The sequence below is a fragment of the Chthonomonas sp. genome, assembly GCF_035294165.1.
Taxonomy (GTDB): domain Bacteria; phylum Armatimonadota; class Chthonomonadetes; order Chthonomonadales; family Chthonomonadaceae; genus Chthonomonas.
This window is the reverse complement of sequence record NZ_DATGLN010000247.1, coordinates 1-16958: the sequence shown is the minus strand read 5'-3', so window position 1 is coordinate 16958 and position 16958 is coordinate 1. Positions and strand designations below refer to the sequence as shown.

Below are 16958 nucleotides of genomic sequence, written 5' to 3'. Positions count from 1 at the left end.
GGGTGTCTCCATCAGGGTTAACGTGGGCAGCAAGGACCACGCGTTCTGTGCTACAGAGCGCTCTTGCCACAGCCAGAGCCGCTTTTCTCATGAATCGGTACTGCTATCTCCTTTCACTTCTTTAGACCCATCGGGTGTTTCAATCTCACGCGGTTTCAGATCGTTCTCTACAGAACGGAGCAGCTCCGCGATCTGCAGACCACGCTCGATGCCGTTGTCGAGGCGGAATTCAAGCTCCGGGGCTACCCGTAGATGGGCACGACGAGCAAACTCGCCACGGAGAAGCCCGGCGGCCCCGTTAAGGGCTTTGAGACACTGCCTCTGAGCCTCCTCGTCGCCGAGAACGCTTACGTAGACTTTGGCATGACGTAAGTCTCGTGAGATTTCGGCGGCGGTGAGCGTTACAAAACCAAGACGCGGATCACGCAGCTCTTTGTGAAGAATATCGCTTATTTCATGCAAAAGTTGCTCCTGAACTCTTTGCTGACGTACGCTCATGGTTTTTTTCTCTCTTTCTAAGTAGACGGACTACAATCTAAAAAATATTCGGAGACTTTTCTTAAAACCTTTAAAACCTTATCGTTTCTAGCCGGCGCCGGCATAAAACGTAAGTCGTTCCCTTTCGATGCCTCACCATATCTCGCGCTCTATCGGGCCTACATCAATGTTGGGGTTGGCCTCCAACGTGTTCAGCAGGCTATCGAGCACACGTTGGAGGTGGCGGTTATCGTTAGAGACGCAGGCCACTCCCAGAACCGCCTCTTGCCAAACGTCAAGCCCATCAACTTCTGCAATAGATACGTTATATTTGCGCCGCATCGTATCTATAAGGCTCTGTACGATCTGGCGTTTCTCTTTCAGCGAGCGCACCTCATGAAGGTAGATGGTGAGAGTTAGGGTGGCGACATGCATGGCGCGATCTCCTCCAGATTAGCTACGGGCGACCTCCTGCATCTCATAGCACTCGATGATGTCGTCGGGCTGAACATCCGTCCAGTTCTCGATGACCATTCCGCACTCGTAGCCTTGCAACACCTCACGCACATCGTCTTTCAGGCGGCGCAGGCTTTCGATGCGGCTCGTGAAAATCTTCTCTTTATTGCGAATAATTCGCACTTCAGCACCACGCACTACTTTGCCTTCAATAACCGAGCAGCCGGCGATCACCAGCCCTTTCGGGGTCTGGAAGCGCTGTAGCACGCGTGCGCGACCCAGCACCACCTCTTCGTAGATTGGGGTCAGCAGCCCCTTTACCGCCTTTTGCAGGTCTTCCGTAAGGTCGTAGATGATGTTATAGAGACGAATGTCCACGCCATCACGCTCGGCCGCTTTCTGGGCAGCGGCGTCCGCACGCACGTTGAAGCCGATAATCACCGAATCGGTCGCCACTGCGAGGCTCACGTCGCTTTCGGTAACGGAGCCGATGCCACTGTGTTTCACCGAAACATGGATATCGTCGCTTTGGGCCTCCTGAGCGATCTTGTTGATCTGCCCAAGCACCGCTTCAAGGCTACCCTGTACATCGGCCTTAACGATGAGGTTAAAGTCTTTCGTAGCCTCTTCGGCCACCTGGCGCGAAAGGTCTGCGAGGGAGATTCGGCGTGTGGCGCTTGTAAGGCGTTCGGCACGCACCTTCTCTTGGCGTTTTTCGGCAATTTGGCGCGCCTCTTTTTCATTTTTTACCACCTCTACCACATCACCGGCCATCGGGGCGCTGTTTAAGCCCAGCACTTCAACTGGGGTAGAGGGCGGTGCCTTTTGCAGGCGTTCACCCCGTTCATTGGTCATCGCGCGCACCTTGCCGTAGGTTAGCCCGGCCACAATACTATCGCCGACCCGGAGGGTGCCGGACTGCACCAGCACGGTGGCTACCGGCCCGCGCCCCGGTTCAATTTTGGCCTCGATGATGGTGCCACGAACGGGGCCGTTGGGGTCGGCTTTGAGATCATGCAGTTCGGCCAACAACAGAATGTACTCAAGCAGGTCTTGAATTCCCTGGCCTGTTTTGGCGGAGACCTCCACCACCGGCACGTCGCCGCCATACTCTTCTACCAATAGGTTATGCTCGGCGAGTTGCTGCTTCACGCGATCGGGGCGGGCATCGGGCTTATCAATCTTATTGATGGCCACAATAATGGGTACCTCGGCGGCTTGGGCATGGTGGATGGCCTCGACTGTTTGCGGCATAACGCCGTCGTCTGCTGCCACCACAAGAACCACAATGTCGGTGACACTGGCACCTCGGGCGCGCATCTGGGTGAAGGCCTCATGTCCAGGGGTATCTAGAAAGGTAATGCGCGCCGGCTGCCCATTGTGCTGTATTTCCACCTGATACGCGCCGATATGTTGGGTAATGCCCCCAAACTCCCCTTCGGCCACATGGGTTTTACGAATGGCATCTAAAAGAGAGGTCTTGCCGTGGTCTACATGCCCCATAACGGTTACCACGGGTGGGCGTGGTTGCAAAGTGCCTGTGCTGGGCCTATACCGTGCGTTTTTCGGCGCCGAGGCCGCTGGGGCGGATGATGGCGATTTGATGCGCAATTTAAACCCATAGGCCGCTGCAAGCCGCTCGGCCAAAGCGGGACTAAGCCGCTGATGCGGGCCTACCAGTTCGCCAAGTTGCATCATCTTCTTTGTCGCTTCGGTGGGGCTTATGCCAATGGCCTCGGCCACCTCCTTCAATGTGGCATTGGCCGGCACCTCGATCTCTTTTGCATCGGCGGCGCTTTGCCCTAGCATCTCCTGCACGGCCGTTGCTGTTTCATGGTCAAGCACCGTGCTGTTGGGGTCGGAAACGGCGATACCTAAGTCCTGCAGAGCGGATGTTAGTTCCGCTACCGTAATGTTCAGCGTTTTAGCAAGCTCTGTTATGCGAATTCCTCTAGCCTCTATCATTCTATTCTCCTATCTCCATTTGCTGTGCCGGCGGTGGTTCTGCAGGCGCAGTTGCATCGTTCTGCGAAACTATCTGCAGCAGCTCTTGAAACAGTTCAGGCGCGATCTTTTCTACCTTAAGGGAGCGTTCGAGCTTTTTCTGTTTCCGTGCCTGCTCTATGCATTCCGCACGTGCGCACACGTAGGCACCCCGCCCCGACATTTTTCCTTTGGCATCATAGCATACGGTGCCATCGGGCTGGCGCACCACGCGCAGAAGGGCGCGTTTTGCGTCCGTGGTTCGGCAGGCGACACAGGTACGTATAGGCACACGGCGCGGTCTCATACCGGCTTTGAATCCTTCTTCGTTAAGATTTGAAGGCTTTGAGGAAACAGGGGGTTAGGAGGAGAACGCAACAGAGGAAAGCGCGTTGCGTTTGGATGGACGGATGAATGGACACTTAAGCTCTCTTCATCGCGTCTCCTCCCTTGACGGGCTTATCGCAGCCACGTCCTGTTTTTCCTCATTGGCCTTGCGGGCAGAAAATCGAGAAGATAGCCCGCTCATTTGTTAAAATTCCCGATCGTTTTCACGAGCATGCCCTCAAGACACCGACTTTGGCGAGGCAACAGAGGTCGCGCCGGCACTGTCTTGTTCCGGGTTTTCCAAAGAGTCCCGTTCTTCTAAAGGATGGCTTTGAGTGTGCTTGCCATCAGCCTCTGCCGGTTGGGAAGCTTTGGCCAGCTGCGACTCGCTGCGAATGTCAATACGCCATCCAGTGAGGCGAGCGGCCAACCGAACATTTTGGCCGGACTTACCGATCGCCAGAGAGAGCTGGTTATCGGGCACCACCACCAGGGCGCTCTTGGTTGATGGATCAAGCTCTACCTTTGTGACTTTGGCAGGAGAGAGCGATTCGGCAATATAGGCCGTATCGTCTGGGCTCCATCGCACGATGTCAATCTTTTCGTTATAAAGTTCGTTCACGATATTTTGAACGCGAATGCCTCGCGGGCCAATGCAGGCTCCTTGGGCATCCACCTTCTCATCGCGGCTCATCACGGCCACTTTGGAGCGCGCGCCCGGCTCTCGCACCACGCTTTTAATGATCACCGTGCCATCCTCGATTTCAGGAACCTCCAACTCAAAAAGCCGACGGATAAGCCCCGGGTGCGTTCGGGAAACAATGACCTGAGGGCCTCGTGGCGTCTCTCTTACTTCTAATACGTAGACCTTGATGCGATCGTTGAGATCGTAAGGTTCGGTCTCTACCTGTTCCTGAGGCGGAAGAATGGCATCTACTTTGCCCAGATGAACGATCACATTGCGGCCTTCACGACGCTGCACCGTACCGGTAACAACCGTATCAACCTTATCCGCAAACTCCTCGTAGGTCTTATGTCGTTCGGCCTCACGAATGCGTTGTAGCACAACGTTCCGAGCCGTTTGGGCGGCAATGCGCCCCATCTCCTCCATGGAGCTAGGCAGATCGATCTCGATCTGTTCTCCAACGTTCACCCCAGGGCGTATCTTACGGGCCTCTTGCAGAGAGATTTCGTTGGGGGAGGTCGTTGGGTGGTCTACCACCGTTTTCTCCATGTAGACCCGATAGCTCACGCGATTGCCTTTTTCCTGGAGAATTTTCACCTTCACCTCGCCGCTCAAGAAATGGCTGCGACGGTAAGCTGTGGCCAAAGCGACCTCTACCATCTCAATAAGTTCCTGCAACGGTATCTCTTTATCACGAGCTATCTGTTGTAAGACGTCTAGAAACTCCCCATTCATAACTCAATCTCCCGAAGCCACGCGGGCTTGCCTCAAGAAAGGACCAACCTTTTTGAAACAAAGGAGTGGGCCTCAGCCCACTCCTCGTGAGTGCCGTCTGCCTTCTTGTTTTTCAATTATACCACACCGTTCAGCAGAAGGCAAGAGAGATAAGCAAAGTTGCTATTTCTCTCATATTTTTTATCTCCGTTTTCTGAAAAAGCAATGCTGTCGGTTGGTTCTCTCGCCCGATTCGGTGGCCATGCAGACTTGTATGCTCTTTAGGGTGGAGGTCTATTCATCGAACAGAGAGGTGATCGATTCGTTGCTATTAGCCCTTCTTATCGCTTCTGCAAACAGATTCGCTACGGAGAGCACTTTCAGCTTTGGGTGGCGTTTTTCCACGGGCAGAGCCACCGAGTCGGTTACGATAAGCGCCGCGATTTCCGGACGGGAACAGATGCGTTCCACCGCCGAACCCACCAACACCCCGTGGGTGGCCGCCACATAGATTTGGCGACGGCATCCGTGGCTTAAGAGGGCCTCTACGGCCTGTAGGATGCTGCTGCCGGTGGTGATCATGTCCTCCACGATGATCGGTATCTTATCGTTTACATTGCCGGCGAGGTGGGTAACCTCTGGCGAGAGCATGTCGGGACGATGTTTATAGCCTACGGCCAGCTCCACATGGAGCGCCTGCGCCACTTGGCGCACCTTTTTAACACGCCCCTCATCCGGCGACACAACGACGACCTCCGGTAAAAGCGTCTGTAGTTCTGAGGCAAAGTAGTCAATAAACAGGTTTACCGCGGTCAGGTGGTCTAACGGAATGTTGAAGAACCCCTGGATGGCATCGGCATGTAGGTCCAAACACATAATGCGATGGGCGCCTGCCGCCACCAGCATATCCGCCACGAGTTTCGCCATGATCGGCTCTCTGGGTAACGTCCTTTTTTCTTGGCGGGCATACCCATAGTAAGGAATAACCGGGGTGATGCGTCGAGCGGAAGCGCGGCGTAGGGCATCTATGGCAGCAAGAAGCGCCATAAGATTGGTATCTACCGGCGGGCTGGTAGGTTGAATGATGTAGGCATCGGTTCCTCTCACGCTCTCTTCAAAGCGTACGTAACTCTCGCCGTCGGGGAACTGCCTATAGATCATTTTCCCTGCAGGCACGCCTAATTTTTCGATCACCGCGTGGGCAAGCTCCGGGTTTCCCGGCCCGGCGAACACTTTCAACTCAAATTCGGAAGGCGAAGGGTTTTGCAAGGGTCTCTCCCAATGTAAGAAGTGCGAATCGTTATACCGCATAGACCTACTGTCAAGTAAAAAGAAAACATAGCCAAAATAGAGAAGGTGCTTTTCTCGGCTGCGTTGAATAGTACATAATAGATTTCCATGTGGGCTTGTTGTTGAAAGACGATGCGTATCATCTTAGATTTGATTTAAGGTGGCTCTAACACGCTTCGCCTTGCAAAAACAACCACGACCCCTAGAAGGCTTAGGGGGTGCGTTGCTATCGGGAAACGGAGATTATGTGGCGAATACAGATGTTCGGCGCTCTACGGGCGGAGTTCGGGCGTTACCGAATAGAGCGTTTCGTCACCAAAAAAGCGAGCGTGCTTTTGGCCTATCTTGCACTGCATGTTGGTCATCTGTTTCCACGTGAAGAGTTGGCCACCTTGCTGTGGCCGGATGCCGACGAAGAGACGGGGCGACATAATCTTCGCATGGCGCTTAGCACCCTCCGCAAACAGTTTCGTATTCCCTCTATGACAACCGAAAGCCTCTTTGTCGTGAGTCGAGACTATGTGGGGCTACGCAAACAGGCGGTTGTTACGGATGTGGCGGAGTTTGATGCATTGCTTATGGAGGCGCAAGCGACGAAAGAGGCCGGGCGGCTTGAGTTGCTGTCGCGCGCCGTAAGCCTCTACCAAGGCGACCTCCTGCCTGGCTTCTATGAGGATTTCATCCTTTTGGAACGGCAGCGCCTCGCCGATAAATGGCAGCAGGCCTTGCGTGACCTGATCGGGCTGCTCCAAAAACAAGAGGCGTTTGGCCAGGCCACCGAGTATGCTTATCGCGCTTTGGCCTACGACCCACTCGACGAATCGGTGCAATATCTGCTGTTGCAGCTTCTGGCCGCTCAAGGGCAACACGAGCGCGCACTTCAGCGCTATCAGGAGATAGAGCGTCTTTTCCAGGATCAGCTGCAATCGCCTCCACCTCATTCGCTGCGCAAGCTGGCCGAAGATATTAAAAAGCAACTCTCCGATGACGCTTCGCCCAGGCCAACACCCTTTCCCTCGGCGCTTTCGTTACCCTTAGAGGGGGTTCCCTCGGCGGCTACACCCCTTAGCAACACGTTACCCCTGTACTTAACGGGCTTTTTTGGCCGTGAGCAAGAGCTTCAACTCGCTCTGGAGAAACTCAAGACCGATCGTCAAGAGGTGCGTCTGCTCTCGATAACAGGCCCGGGCGGGGTAGGCAAAACCCGCCTTGCTGTAGAGGTCGCGCACCTGCTAAGGCAGGCGTATCCTGAACAGATCGCTTTTGTGCCGTTAGCGGAGCTTTCCCATAAGGGCCAACTTGTCGAAGCCATCATTGCTGTGCTCAAAGGGCCTCCTGACACCTCCCTGCCGGTGGAGGAGCGGTTAAAGTTGGCCCTCTCAAACCGGAAACTGTTGTTGGTGCTCGACAATTTTGAACAGATGGAGGAGGACTGTGCGCTCTTCCTGCGACGGCTTTTGGAACAGCATCCGAACCTTCGTTTACTTGTTACCTCGCGCCGCCGACTCAACCTCGAAATAGAGCACGAAATCCCGTTGAAGCCTCTGCACGTGCCCGAACAGCCGTTAGATCAAGACCGGCTTCTCGAGTTCGCCGCGATTCAAACATTTCTGGAACGCGCCCAACGCAAGCGACCCGACTTTACCCTAACGGAGCGCAATGCCGAGGCCGTGCGGCAGTTGTGCCAGCATCTCGACGGTCTGCCACTTGCCATCGAGCTAGCCGCGGCTTGGGTACCGGTGATGAGTCCCTCGCAGATGCTATCGCGTCTAGAGCATCGTTTCGAACTGTTGGTCAATCGCCAGCGAGATACCGTGCAGCGACACCGCACGCTTAAGGAGACGGTTGCCTGGAGCTATCAGATGCTGCCGGAAAACCTGCAAGCACTGCTGCGCAGTCTCAGCGTTTTTCGTGGGGGGTGGACGACGGAGGCGGCCGCGTGGGTGTGTGGCGAGGCCGCTTTGGAGGGGCTTCTTACACTGCTCGATCACTCGCTGGTTACCACCTACCCTGCCGGTGTGGAGCAGCAACGCTGGCGTATGCTGGAGACTATCCGCGAATTTGCCAACGAGCAGCTCTCTCCAGAAGAACGCACTACCTTGTGTTACCGCCATGCACTCTACTACGATGGGCTGTTAAAGCAGGCTAAGGCCGAGGGTGCGCTAGGGGTACCACAGTGGATGCCGATCATCGAAACAGAGAGGGAAAATATACGAGCTGCTATCGAGTGGTGTTTAACCGGTCGTGAACTGCCTTTGGGGGTGCGGCTCGGCAAGGCTTCGGATGAGTTTTGGCGCAGTTTGGGCTATCGCTTGGAGCGGCGCCGCTGGCGCGAGTTGGCCTTCCAACGGTTGGCCGAGCTACCACCCGATTTACAGGCTATGGTTTTGCAGAATATGGCTATGACCGGCCGTCCCGATGCCATCGAGTTGCTTGAAAAAGCTTTAGAGATATTTCGTGAGCATGAAGATAAAAGCGGCATCGGGGGCACACTCGATCTTATGGCCCAGCTCTACGCGGATGACCGGCAGTACGGCCGGGCGATAGAGCTTTATCAGCGTTCGCTGGAACTTCGCAAGCAAATAGGTGATATGGTGAACTACGGCATTACTCTGGCCAATCTAACCGGTCTCTACACTTTGCTGGGGCGCTATCACGAGTCGCTTCCCCAACTTGCGCTCTGTTTACACCTGAATGAAGAGCACTATGACCCGGGTACGGAAGCGGTATTACGTCGTGCCATTGGGGAGATCAAACGGCAACAGGGCGCTCTCACCGAAGCCTATGAACAGCTATCAACCGCGCAACGGATTTTTCAGATGCGTAGGGAGGATGCCCAGATCGTTCGAAACCTCTATGCTCTGGCTTTAGTGGAGGCGATGCGAGGAGATTATGCAAGCGCTTTTGCCTGGATGGAGGAGCAGCAGCGACTGGTGAGGGAGATCGCCAAACGGTCGCAGAGTAGGATAAGTTTTCGTTTGCGCCTCGAACTGCTCTGGCAGATGGGGCGCTGGGAAGAGCTTGCAGAGGTTTATCGCGGAGCGCGAGAACAGCAGCAGACCTATGCAGATAGCATCAACCCCGCCGATCAAGCCTCGCTGTTGTTTGTGCAAGCGATGTTGGCAGAAAAAGAGGGGCGTGAGGAGGTTACGGTGGAACTGCTTGAAGAGGCGGCAAAAATTGTACAAGATACCGATACCGTAGTGTGGGATGAGGTCGCTCGCGCCAAAACGCTACAAGGGATGTTGTTATGGCGTTTAGGACACATCGGAGCCGCACGGGAAGCCATCCTGCATTCTATGGCGCTTTGTGACAGGAGCGGGCTTTTGCCCGAACAAGAGCGATTGCTGCGGCATGTGGGACAGCAGCTCGTGTGGTTAGGTCGCTATACAGAGGCTCATCCGCTGTTGGCAACCGCAGAAACTCTGCGTATAACTGGCGGTTGGGCGATCCCACCGATAGAAAGAGGCGATTATGACAGCGCTGTGCAGCGTCTAAGAGAGGCTTTAGACCTCACATCGCCGTCGCTGAAATCGGTAAACATGCAACAGGAGGATTGGCGCGACGTATGGCTCCGATTGCCGGCACTGCTGGAGTAAAATTCTTAGGCGGCTAAGGGCGAGAAGGACGCACAACTTGACAGCACAAGAGAATTGGGTTAGAAAAAAAAGACTAGGTTTTAGGGGTATCCCTGTGATCGTTTGCGCCAAAGGAGTGAGCCATGCCTATTTACGAATACCTTTGCGCCGGGTGCCGTCGCCGTTTCCGTAAGCTGGTGGGGATGGTGGCCGGCGAGGCATCTTTAGCCTGTCCGCGCTGTGGTAGCACGGAGGTCTCTCGGCTGATCAGCCGATTCTCGCGTTTGCGTGGAGAGGATGAGGCTTTAGATGCGATGGCCGATGAGCTTGAGGGGCTAGACGAGAACGATCCCAAAGCGGTACGTCGCATGATGCGTACCCTTAGCAGGGAGATGGGCGAGGATATGGATGAAGAGGAGCTGGAGCAGGCGCTCCTCGAGTCGGAAGAGGAAGGGACTGAGGAGGCGCCTGAATAGTAGATGCGTTTAATGCATGTCCTCTTTAGGATGCGTGTGAATGTAGTCCGCATAGGCTTCTAGCGACGGACGCGGTTGTAAGGAGCCGTGTTTGCTCCCGTTCTGTTTGATCACAGCGTAAAGTCCCCACGTATATTCCACCGGCCCATGGGTGCGACTAGGCCCATCGAAAGGAAACGTCCAAAACACCTTCTCAACGGTCGGATCGGCAAAGTTTACCTTCAGTGTGTCTGTTAAGTACTTCGCCTGAGATAGAGGACCGTCTTTATAGCCGGGATCGTTCTGTTCCGCTGGGTCTGCTGGATAGGCAACCTCATCTATCCAAATGGGCAGTTCTCTACCGGCATCCTGGCGCATTACCCGATGAAGATCGGCCAGCCACTTCGCTTGCGCGATGGGCGGAATATCGTTGTAATGAAGGTTCATAACATCTATGTTCTTGTAAAGTGGATAGGTTGGGTCGGTAACTAAAGCCCGATAGTACTTTGAGTTGGGCATTGTTGCTGGATCGTCCCACCATACACATCCCGACATAACTATCGCTTCGGGGTTTTCCCTATGAATCGCCCGGTAAGCTAGCGCCAGAGCTTTGGCATAGACCGGGGCAGGCCACGCCCCGCCCACACGTCTGTTCAGCAGTACCGGTTCGTTCAGCACCTTCCAGGCCATAACCATGTCCCGATAACGGTGTGCGAGCTGAGACGCATAGGTGCTCCAGTCGTTCCAATTTCTTGGTGGGTAGTCCCATGGATCGGAAACACCTGCCGGTGCTGTCGAAGCCCAGCTCGGTGTGCCTCCTAGCTCGGCAAGCACACGCATGTGATATCTGGCTGCTGTTTGCACGATCCGATCCGTCGTTGCAAAGTTCCATACTCCATGGCGTGGTTCAACCGTGTTCCACTCAAGTCCGATGCGCACATAGCCAATGCCGGCTCTGGAAAGTCCTGTTAATAGCGACGGTAGTTGGCCTATTCCCAGTTCGTTGCGCACCAAAATAAGGTTGAGGTCCACACCGTAAGGGCTAGCTGGCGGTAGGAGTGTGTTCAGGCGAAAAGCGGTTTGTGCTTTTGTGCCCACGCCCCACAGGAGACAAAAACCGCAAATAGCGGTTATGAATAGGTTTCTTCTCATGGTTCATCCTCTCCAGCGTTATTGCTGTAAAGAGAGGCCAACCGTTTCGCGTGTTGGCTTTCTTACAGCTTCTTTCAAGAACCATAGACGCGCTGAGATGGATAGAGTTCACAAAAAAACAACAAAAAAAGAACACAAGATTACAAGGAAGGCAGCTTCTCTGGGAAATTCGTGCACTTGAGAGCTAGCTCGGCCTTAGGTTAGAAATGGCCCCAAATGAGACTATAGAGCAGGATCGCCAAAACGATGAGCGTGACGACAACATAAAGTCCGTCTTTCTCACGAATAAATGCATAGATCGAGAAGATGACACGGGCGATAGGGGTGGCAACGAGCAGCAGCAGACCTAGCTGGATAATACCACTACCATGCCCCTGAAGCGCATAGTGGATAACGCCGGTAACGCTGCGTAGTTCTGGTGGCTCTCCTCGAAAGGTATGGTAGTGTATTTTCTCGTTACCGTGCTCAAACAGGTAGAGAATGCCTCCTATGAAAACGATGGCGGCGGAGAAGAGCACGCCGATTCGCAGCAGATTGCCGATGACGATCTCTATTTGCTCATCACGCCAGTCTTGGTTGGGAGCTTTGATCTCCTCTGTGGGTGTTTGCGGCAAAGCTTTTTGTCCCTCTTCCATGCTAAAGCCTCCCTGTAAGTCCATTAAAGATCATCTCGAGGGCAAGAGCAAGAATCACCAAGCTAAAAACGGTACGCAGCATCTTAACCCGTGCGAGCACAAGGAGACGCGCTCCTAGCAGAGAACCCATTAGCACGCCAAGCATCACCGGCATCGCAAGCCCAGGGTCAATATAGCCTCTATTAAGATAGATGCCTGCACTTGCCGCTGCGGTAACCCCGATCATAAAGTTGCTCGTGGTGGTAGAGACCTTGAAGGGTATGGCCATCGCCTGGTCCATCGCCAGCACTTTCACCGCTCCCGAACCGATGCCTAACAGCCCCGAGAGCGCACCGGCCACGAACATGAGGCTAAAACCGGTCGGCACATGGTAGACGTTATAGCGTTTCATGCCCTCCGGAGTGGGGTAGGTGCCGTTCATGCGAAGTCGGGTAGCTAGGGGGTCGGGTGGCGCTTCCACCATATGCTCCTCCTTTGGTTTGCTGGATAGATAGGAGGAGTAAAGCAGCACCAAGCCGAAGATGATGGCGATGGTGCTCGGATTGACATGAGCGGCGATAAACGCTCCGACAAGAGCCCCCGAGGTCGTTGCAACCTCGAGAAACATGCCGATCCGGATGTTGGAGTATCCTTCTTTTACGTAGGCTGCAGCGGCGCCGGAGGAGGTTGCGATAACGGAGATGAGAGAGGCGCCTATCGCGTAGCGGATGTCCACGTGAAACACAAGTGCCAGCAGCGGCACGATAACGACGCCACCCCCCAAACCGGTGAGCGCACCGAGAAGCCCCGCCAGAAAAGAGCCGATCCAGATGAGTATGGTGAATAGAAGGACGGTCAAGGCTGTTCTGTTTCTTTTGTGAAGATAAAAGGGGCGTGTAGCAGGAAACGAACCCCACCTTAATACGTTTCTGCACGCCGAATCGTCACCTTAATTTTAGCCTATTTTGGAGGTTTAGGTACCCCTGCACAAAGGGGGCCTATGGATGCCGCTCAGAATCTTCGCAAATAGGGCTAAAAACGGATAAACTAACTACTCGGCAGAACGTTGGAGATGGAAGGCGTATGGGCTACGAAAAAGTTTGTGTTCTTGGGCTTGACTGTGCGGAGCCAAGCCTCGTTTTTGAGAGGTATCGCGAGGAACTTCCGTTTCTTGCGCGGTTAATGGCGAGGGGGTGTTACGGCCCTCTGGAGAGCACGGTACCCCCTATTACCGTGCCTGCTTGGATGTGCATGATGACGGGCTGCGATCCAGGCACTTTGGGCATCTACGGTTTTCGGAACCGTCGTGATCGCTCTTACGGTGCCTTAGAGTTCGCCAATAGCCACATGGTATGTGTGCCAACTCTTTGGGAACTCCTTGGGGAGCAGGGCAAAGAGAGCCTTATTGTGGGGGTACCGCTAACCTATCCTCCTAAACCTCTCAAAGGGGTGCTGGTAAGCGATTTTCTGGCCCCAAGCGCACAAGAGGAGTACACCTATCCTCCGGAGTTGCGGCAAGAGATCGCGCAGGTGGTTGGAGACTATCTGTTGGATGCGCGTGGGTTCCGTGAAAAAGACCGTGATGCTCTTCTCGCCGAAATCTACACGATGACCGAGAGACGTTTTACACTCGCAAAGCACCTCCTTACAACGCGTCCCTGGAACCTCTTTGTCATGGTGGAGATGGGCCCCGATCGCATGCATCACGCTTTTTGGCGTTATATGGACGCGCACCACCCCTTCCACCAGCCAGAACATCGCTTTGCTAATGCCATTCGGGACTATTATCGCTTTCTCGACGCCCAGATCGAGGCCTTGGTACAACTCCTCGACGAAAATACCCTGCTGTTAGTGGTATCCGACCATGGGGCTAAGCGTATGGTGGGTGGTTTTTGCTTCAACGAGTGGTTAATGCAAGAGGGGTATCTGGTGCTAAAAACCGTGCCCGAAACCCCCACCAAATTCTCCCCAGAGATGGTAGACTGGAGCCGCACACGCGCTTGGGGGGATGGCGGCTACTACGGGCGACTGTTTCTTAACGTGCGCGGCCGTGAGCCGCAAGGGACGGTGCCTCCCGAGGAAGTAGAGGCGTTGAAGCAAGAGCTTATTCAACGCATCGAGGCGCTTAGCGACGAAAACGGACAACCCATGGGCAATCGCGTATTTCGACCGGAGGAGGTCTACACATCCTGCCGGGGCGTCCCCCCCGATCTTATCGTCTACTTCGGCGACCTGCATTGGCGTTCCGTAGGCAGCGTGGGGCATAACACTTTGTGGACTCACACCAACGATACCGGCCCCGACGACGCCAATCATGCTCCCTTTGGCATCTTTCTTATGGGCGATGTAAAGGCACTGCGCGATACAGAAGCTCCTGCAAAGGCACCGGATGCGATGAACGCCTTGAATGGCCTCTCCCTCTATGATATTGCGCCTACGGTGTTAAACGCTTTTGATCTCCCCGTTCCTAAGAATATGAGGGGAAAGATTATCGAGAGGAGCCAAGAGAGGGGGCCTGCACCTAACCTGAGGCAAACACTCTCGCCATCGGCACCGCTGCAAGAGGAACGCGCCTATACAGAACAGGAAGAAGAGGAGTTGGCGCGGCGATTAGAGGAGCTGGGCTATATCTGAAAAAGGACGAGCAGATGCGCATTGCGGTGATCGGGTTGGGTGGCACGGGAAGTGCTGCCTGTAGGTATTTGACGAAGGCGGGGCATGCGGTGGTCGCTTACGAGCAGTTTGGTGTAGGGAACGATAGGGGAAGTTCCTACGGCGAATCGCGTGCTATCCGCTATGGCTATACCGATTCGTTTTATACCCATCTGATGAAGCTGGCCTACCGATGTTGGGATGAGTTGGAGGCGGAGGCGAACGAGGAGCTGCGGGTACGCTGTGGCAGCCTCTTTTTTGGTGTGGAGGGCAATGCCTTTTTGGGCAAAACAACCCAGGCACTCGACGCAGAGAACATTCCCTATGAACTGCTCGACAAGGGAGAGGTGGAGAGGCGCTTCCCGGCGATTCGGCTGGCGGAGAACGAGCTAGCTTGCTATCAAGCGGAGGGCGGCTTTTTGCGTGCGACACGTTGCGTGCTGGCCAACGTTCGGCTGGCACAGCAACATGGGGCGCAAATTCGGGAGCATACCCCTGTTCAACAACTTATTACGAGCCGTGAACGGCCTGTGGTGGTTAGTTCGCATGGCGAGGAGGCCTACGATAGGGTCATCGTTACGGCCGGCCCGTGGATAAGCAAACTCTTTCCCGATTTGCCTCTGCATTTAGAGGTGACGCGACAACAGGTGGTCTATCTTCAGATCGCGCGGCATCCGGAGCGCTTCTTGCCCGGTGCGTTTCCGGTTTGGATTGATACCGACCGGTTGATCTATGGCTTTCCTCAGGATGGCAAGATAGAGGGAGTAAAACTAGCCGTTCATAACCTAGGCGAGCCGGTAGACCCCAATTCCGTAAATCGCGTGGTGGATGAGAGCTATCGGTTAGAGATGGTGGCCTACGCGCTGAAGCGCTTTCCCGATCTTTGTGACCATGTCACCTACTCTCAGGTATGTCTCTATACCAACACACCGAACGAGGATTTTATTTTGGATTCGGTTCCGAATAGCCCGGAGGTCTGGCTGGTAAGCGGTTGTTCGGGGCACGGCTTCAAATTCACGGCGTTGTTAGGCAAACTGGTTGCCGTATTAGCCACCGATACAGCGGAGCACGAGCCATCTCTTGCTGCGGAGCTACGTTCTATAAGGCGTCGCTTTGCTCTACGCCGTTTCTTAAAGCCATCTAGTGGGTAGCAACTCAAGGCAAAATAAAACTAGGGAGAGCGGACGGTATATGAGGGCATCCGTCCCACTCGCCCTAGTTGGCGTGGTGCTCGTTATGGAGTGCCGTACACTCTTTTTGCCCCGGCAAAAGGCTGCCCTGGCTGTTGGGTGGTAACGTGAACCGCGCTAGGGCCGCTTCTCCCAAAGATGCGCCAGCCTAGATAGCCTAGAATCAGCAGGAGAACAATGATGACGCTGATGGCGACAGCAGGTTTTACCTCACCGGTTTTGAGTTTATTCAGCATAGACCGTCAGCCTCTTCATTGCCTAATCAATCCCATTGTTGGGATCGCTCGGTGTACGGTCCCACATTGTCTCTTTACACTGATGCCACCAGTCTACGTTGCCACCTACCGGAACCTGAGTTTGGTGCATTGTCTGTTCGATACGCATCCATTTCACATGGCCGTCGAAAAGCGTCCAGTTATAGCCCCCGTTATGGCGTGGTGATTGTCCTGGGCAGGCCAGACGATCGTAGTTCGTGCCTGTATTGTTCGAGCCACATGAGTAGGCACTGCAGCATTGGTTGGGAAGTGGTGGACAATACATCTCGGGCCATGGCTGGTTAGGACCAGTTCCTTTTTCCGTAAAAAGGATATAGGAGGAGGGTTGCTCTACACCAGCCTCTTTCCCTAATCCTGACCCTTCCGCCGAGGCGCCTACATAAAGCATATAGCTTCGGAGAAGATTTTGGGGGTTGTCTTGTGGCCAGACAAAAGAGGCACCGTAGATGTCCGAAGGACAGCGGAAGAGTCCCTGGTTTTTTATGTAGGGGTAGATAAAGGTAGGCCAGAAGGCCTGTGTCCACCACCAGAGAGGCGGCCCGGTTTCGTCGTAATCCTGGTCGTACATCATGTAGGCCAAGCCGAGCTGTTTCATGTTGCTGAGACAAGAGGCAGCCCGTGCCTTTTCCCGCGCTTGAGCGAAAACAGGAAACAGAATAGCCGCAAGTATCGCTATTATAGCGATAACCACGAGAAGCTCGATCAAAGTAAATCCTTTTCGTTTCATATGGTTTTGAACCTCCTGCACACTAGATTTTGCCTGACAAGACGAGAATTTCAGCGACTCAGACAATGAGCGATGCAATAAGTTTCATCGTTCTTGGCGATTTGTCCTCCTTTCATTATTTTACCTTTAACAGCGAGTCTAAGGTGTTTCGTACACTCTTTTTGCCCCGGCAAAAGGCTGCCCTTTATAGGTAATGACCGAGTTCGAGAGTACCCTCTCTGCATCTATAGGGATGATGCCATTCATAAAAATATAGCAAGGAGACCCCCTGCGTTTACGCGGGGGAGGAATTGCTATCCGCATTCCCCCGATTGTCGAGAGCAATCGTGGCGTCACAATAACTCCTCGCACTCCTTTCCGCTTTCGCTGGTAAGTAGAGAGTA

The 16958-nt window shown here is 54.3% G+C and carries 15 protein-coding genes; 4 read left to right on the top strand and 11 right to left on the bottom strand.

The window, feature by feature from the left end:
* Window positions 1-87: 87 nt before the first annotated feature.
* The 6 genes from rbfA to VKV29_RS13800 form a co-directional block, all read right to left on the bottom strand.
* Window positions 88-498, bottom strand: coding sequence for a 30S ribosome-binding factor RbfA (gene rbfA, locus VKV29_RS13825; RefSeq protein ID WP_324201903.1), 411 nt, complete (start codon window positions 496-498; stop codon window positions 88-90).
* A 132-nt stretch (window positions 499-630) separates the two neighbouring features.
* Window positions 631-912 (bottom strand): DUF503 domain-containing protein, encoded by a 282-nt coding sequence (locus VKV29_RS13820; protein ID WP_324201902.1) that lies wholly within the window; start codon window positions 910-912, stop codon window positions 631-633.
* Between the two features lie 18 nt (window positions 913-930).
* Window positions 931-2898: a translation initiation factor IF-2 gene (gene infB / locus VKV29_RS13815; RefSeq protein WP_324201901.1), complete on the bottom strand. Its 1968-nt coding sequence runs from the start codon at window positions 2896-2898 to the stop codon at window positions 931-933.
* A gap of 1 nt (window position 2899) precedes the next feature.
* On the bottom strand, window positions 2900-3223 hold the full coding sequence (gene rnpM / locus VKV29_RS13810; protein WP_324201900.1) for an RNase P modulator RnpM: 324 nt from the start codon (window positions 3221-3223) through the stop codon (window positions 2900-2902).
* Window positions 3224-3481: 258 nt separating this feature from the next.
* On the bottom strand, window positions 3482-4663 hold the full coding sequence (gene nusA / locus VKV29_RS13805) for a transcription termination factor NusA (RefSeq protein ID WP_324201899.1): 1182 nt from the start codon (window positions 4661-4663) through the stop codon (window positions 3482-3484).
* 273 nt (window positions 4664-4936) lie between these two features.
* The gene (locus tag VKV29_RS13800) at window positions 4937-5911 is read right to left on the bottom strand and encodes a ribose-phosphate diphosphokinase (protein WP_324201898.1); all 975 of its coding nucleotides are present in this window, start codon (window positions 5909-5911) and stop codon (window positions 4937-4939) included.
* A gap of 266 nt (window positions 5912-6177) precedes the next feature.
* Here VKV29_RS13800 and VKV29_RS13795 point away from each other — a divergent pair, with 266 nt between their 5' ends.
* Window positions 6178-9531, top strand: a complete 3354-nt coding sequence (locus VKV29_RS13795; RefSeq protein ID WP_324201897.1) for an AfsR/SARP family transcriptional regulator — start codon at window positions 6178-6180, stop codon at window positions 9529-9531.
* A 122-nt stretch (window positions 9532-9653) separates the two neighbouring features.
* Complete coding sequence (locus VKV29_RS13790) at window positions 9654-9986, top strand: FmdB family zinc ribbon protein (protein WP_324201896.1); 333 nt, start codon at window positions 9654-9656, stop codon at window positions 9984-9986.
* A 9-nt stretch (window positions 9987-9995) separates the two neighbouring features.
* On the opposite strand, the gene VKV29_RS13785 is transcribed toward VKV29_RS13790, so the two are convergent.
* From VKV29_RS13785 to VKV29_RS13775, 3 genes are all read right to left on the bottom strand, one after another.
* Window positions 9996-11117 (bottom strand): endo-1,4-beta-xylanase, encoded by a 1122-nt coding sequence (locus VKV29_RS13785; protein ID WP_324201895.1) that lies wholly within the window; start codon window positions 11115-11117, stop codon window positions 9996-9998.
* 200 nt (window positions 11118-11317) lie between these two features.
* Complete coding sequence (locus tag VKV29_RS13780; RefSeq protein WP_324201894.1) at window positions 11318-11752, bottom strand: DUF1634 domain-containing protein; 435 nt, start codon at window positions 11750-11752, stop codon at window positions 11318-11320.
* A gap of 1 nt (window position 11753) precedes the next feature.
* Window positions 11754-12590, bottom strand: a complete 837-nt coding sequence (locus VKV29_RS13775) for a sulfite exporter TauE/SafE family protein (RefSeq protein WP_324201893.1) — start codon at window positions 12588-12590, stop codon at window positions 11754-11756.
* Window positions 12591-12814: 224 nt separating this feature from the next.
* Between VKV29_RS13775 and VKV29_RS13770 the strand changes: the two genes are divergently transcribed.
* Together VKV29_RS13770 and solA are read left to right on the top strand one after the other, a co-directional pair.
* The gene (locus VKV29_RS13770; RefSeq protein ID WP_324201892.1) at window positions 12815-14365 is read left to right on the top strand and encodes an alkaline phosphatase family protein; all 1551 of its coding nucleotides are present in this window, start codon (window positions 12815-12817) and stop codon (window positions 14363-14365) included.
* A 14-nt stretch (window positions 14366-14379) separates the two neighbouring features.
* A complete protein-coding gene (solA, locus tag VKV29_RS13765) occupies window positions 14380-15534 on the top strand; it encodes an N-methyl-L-tryptophan oxidase (protein ID WP_324201891.1) in 1155 nt (384 codons plus the stop codon).
* Window positions 15535-15617: 83 nt separating this feature from the next.
* On the opposite strand, the gene VKV29_RS13760 is transcribed toward solA, so the two are convergent.
* Together VKV29_RS13760 and VKV29_RS13755 are read right to left on the bottom strand one after the other, a co-directional pair.
* Window positions 15618-15809, bottom strand: a complete 192-nt coding sequence (locus tag VKV29_RS13760) for a hypothetical protein (protein WP_324201890.1) — start codon at window positions 15807-15809, stop codon at window positions 15618-15620.
* 22 nt (window positions 15810-15831) lie between these two features.
* Window positions 15832-16575, bottom strand: coding sequence for a DUF1559 domain-containing protein (locus VKV29_RS13755; RefSeq protein WP_324201889.1), 744 nt, complete (start codon window positions 16573-16575; stop codon window positions 15832-15834).
* Window positions 16576-16958 lie beyond the last annotated feature (383 nt).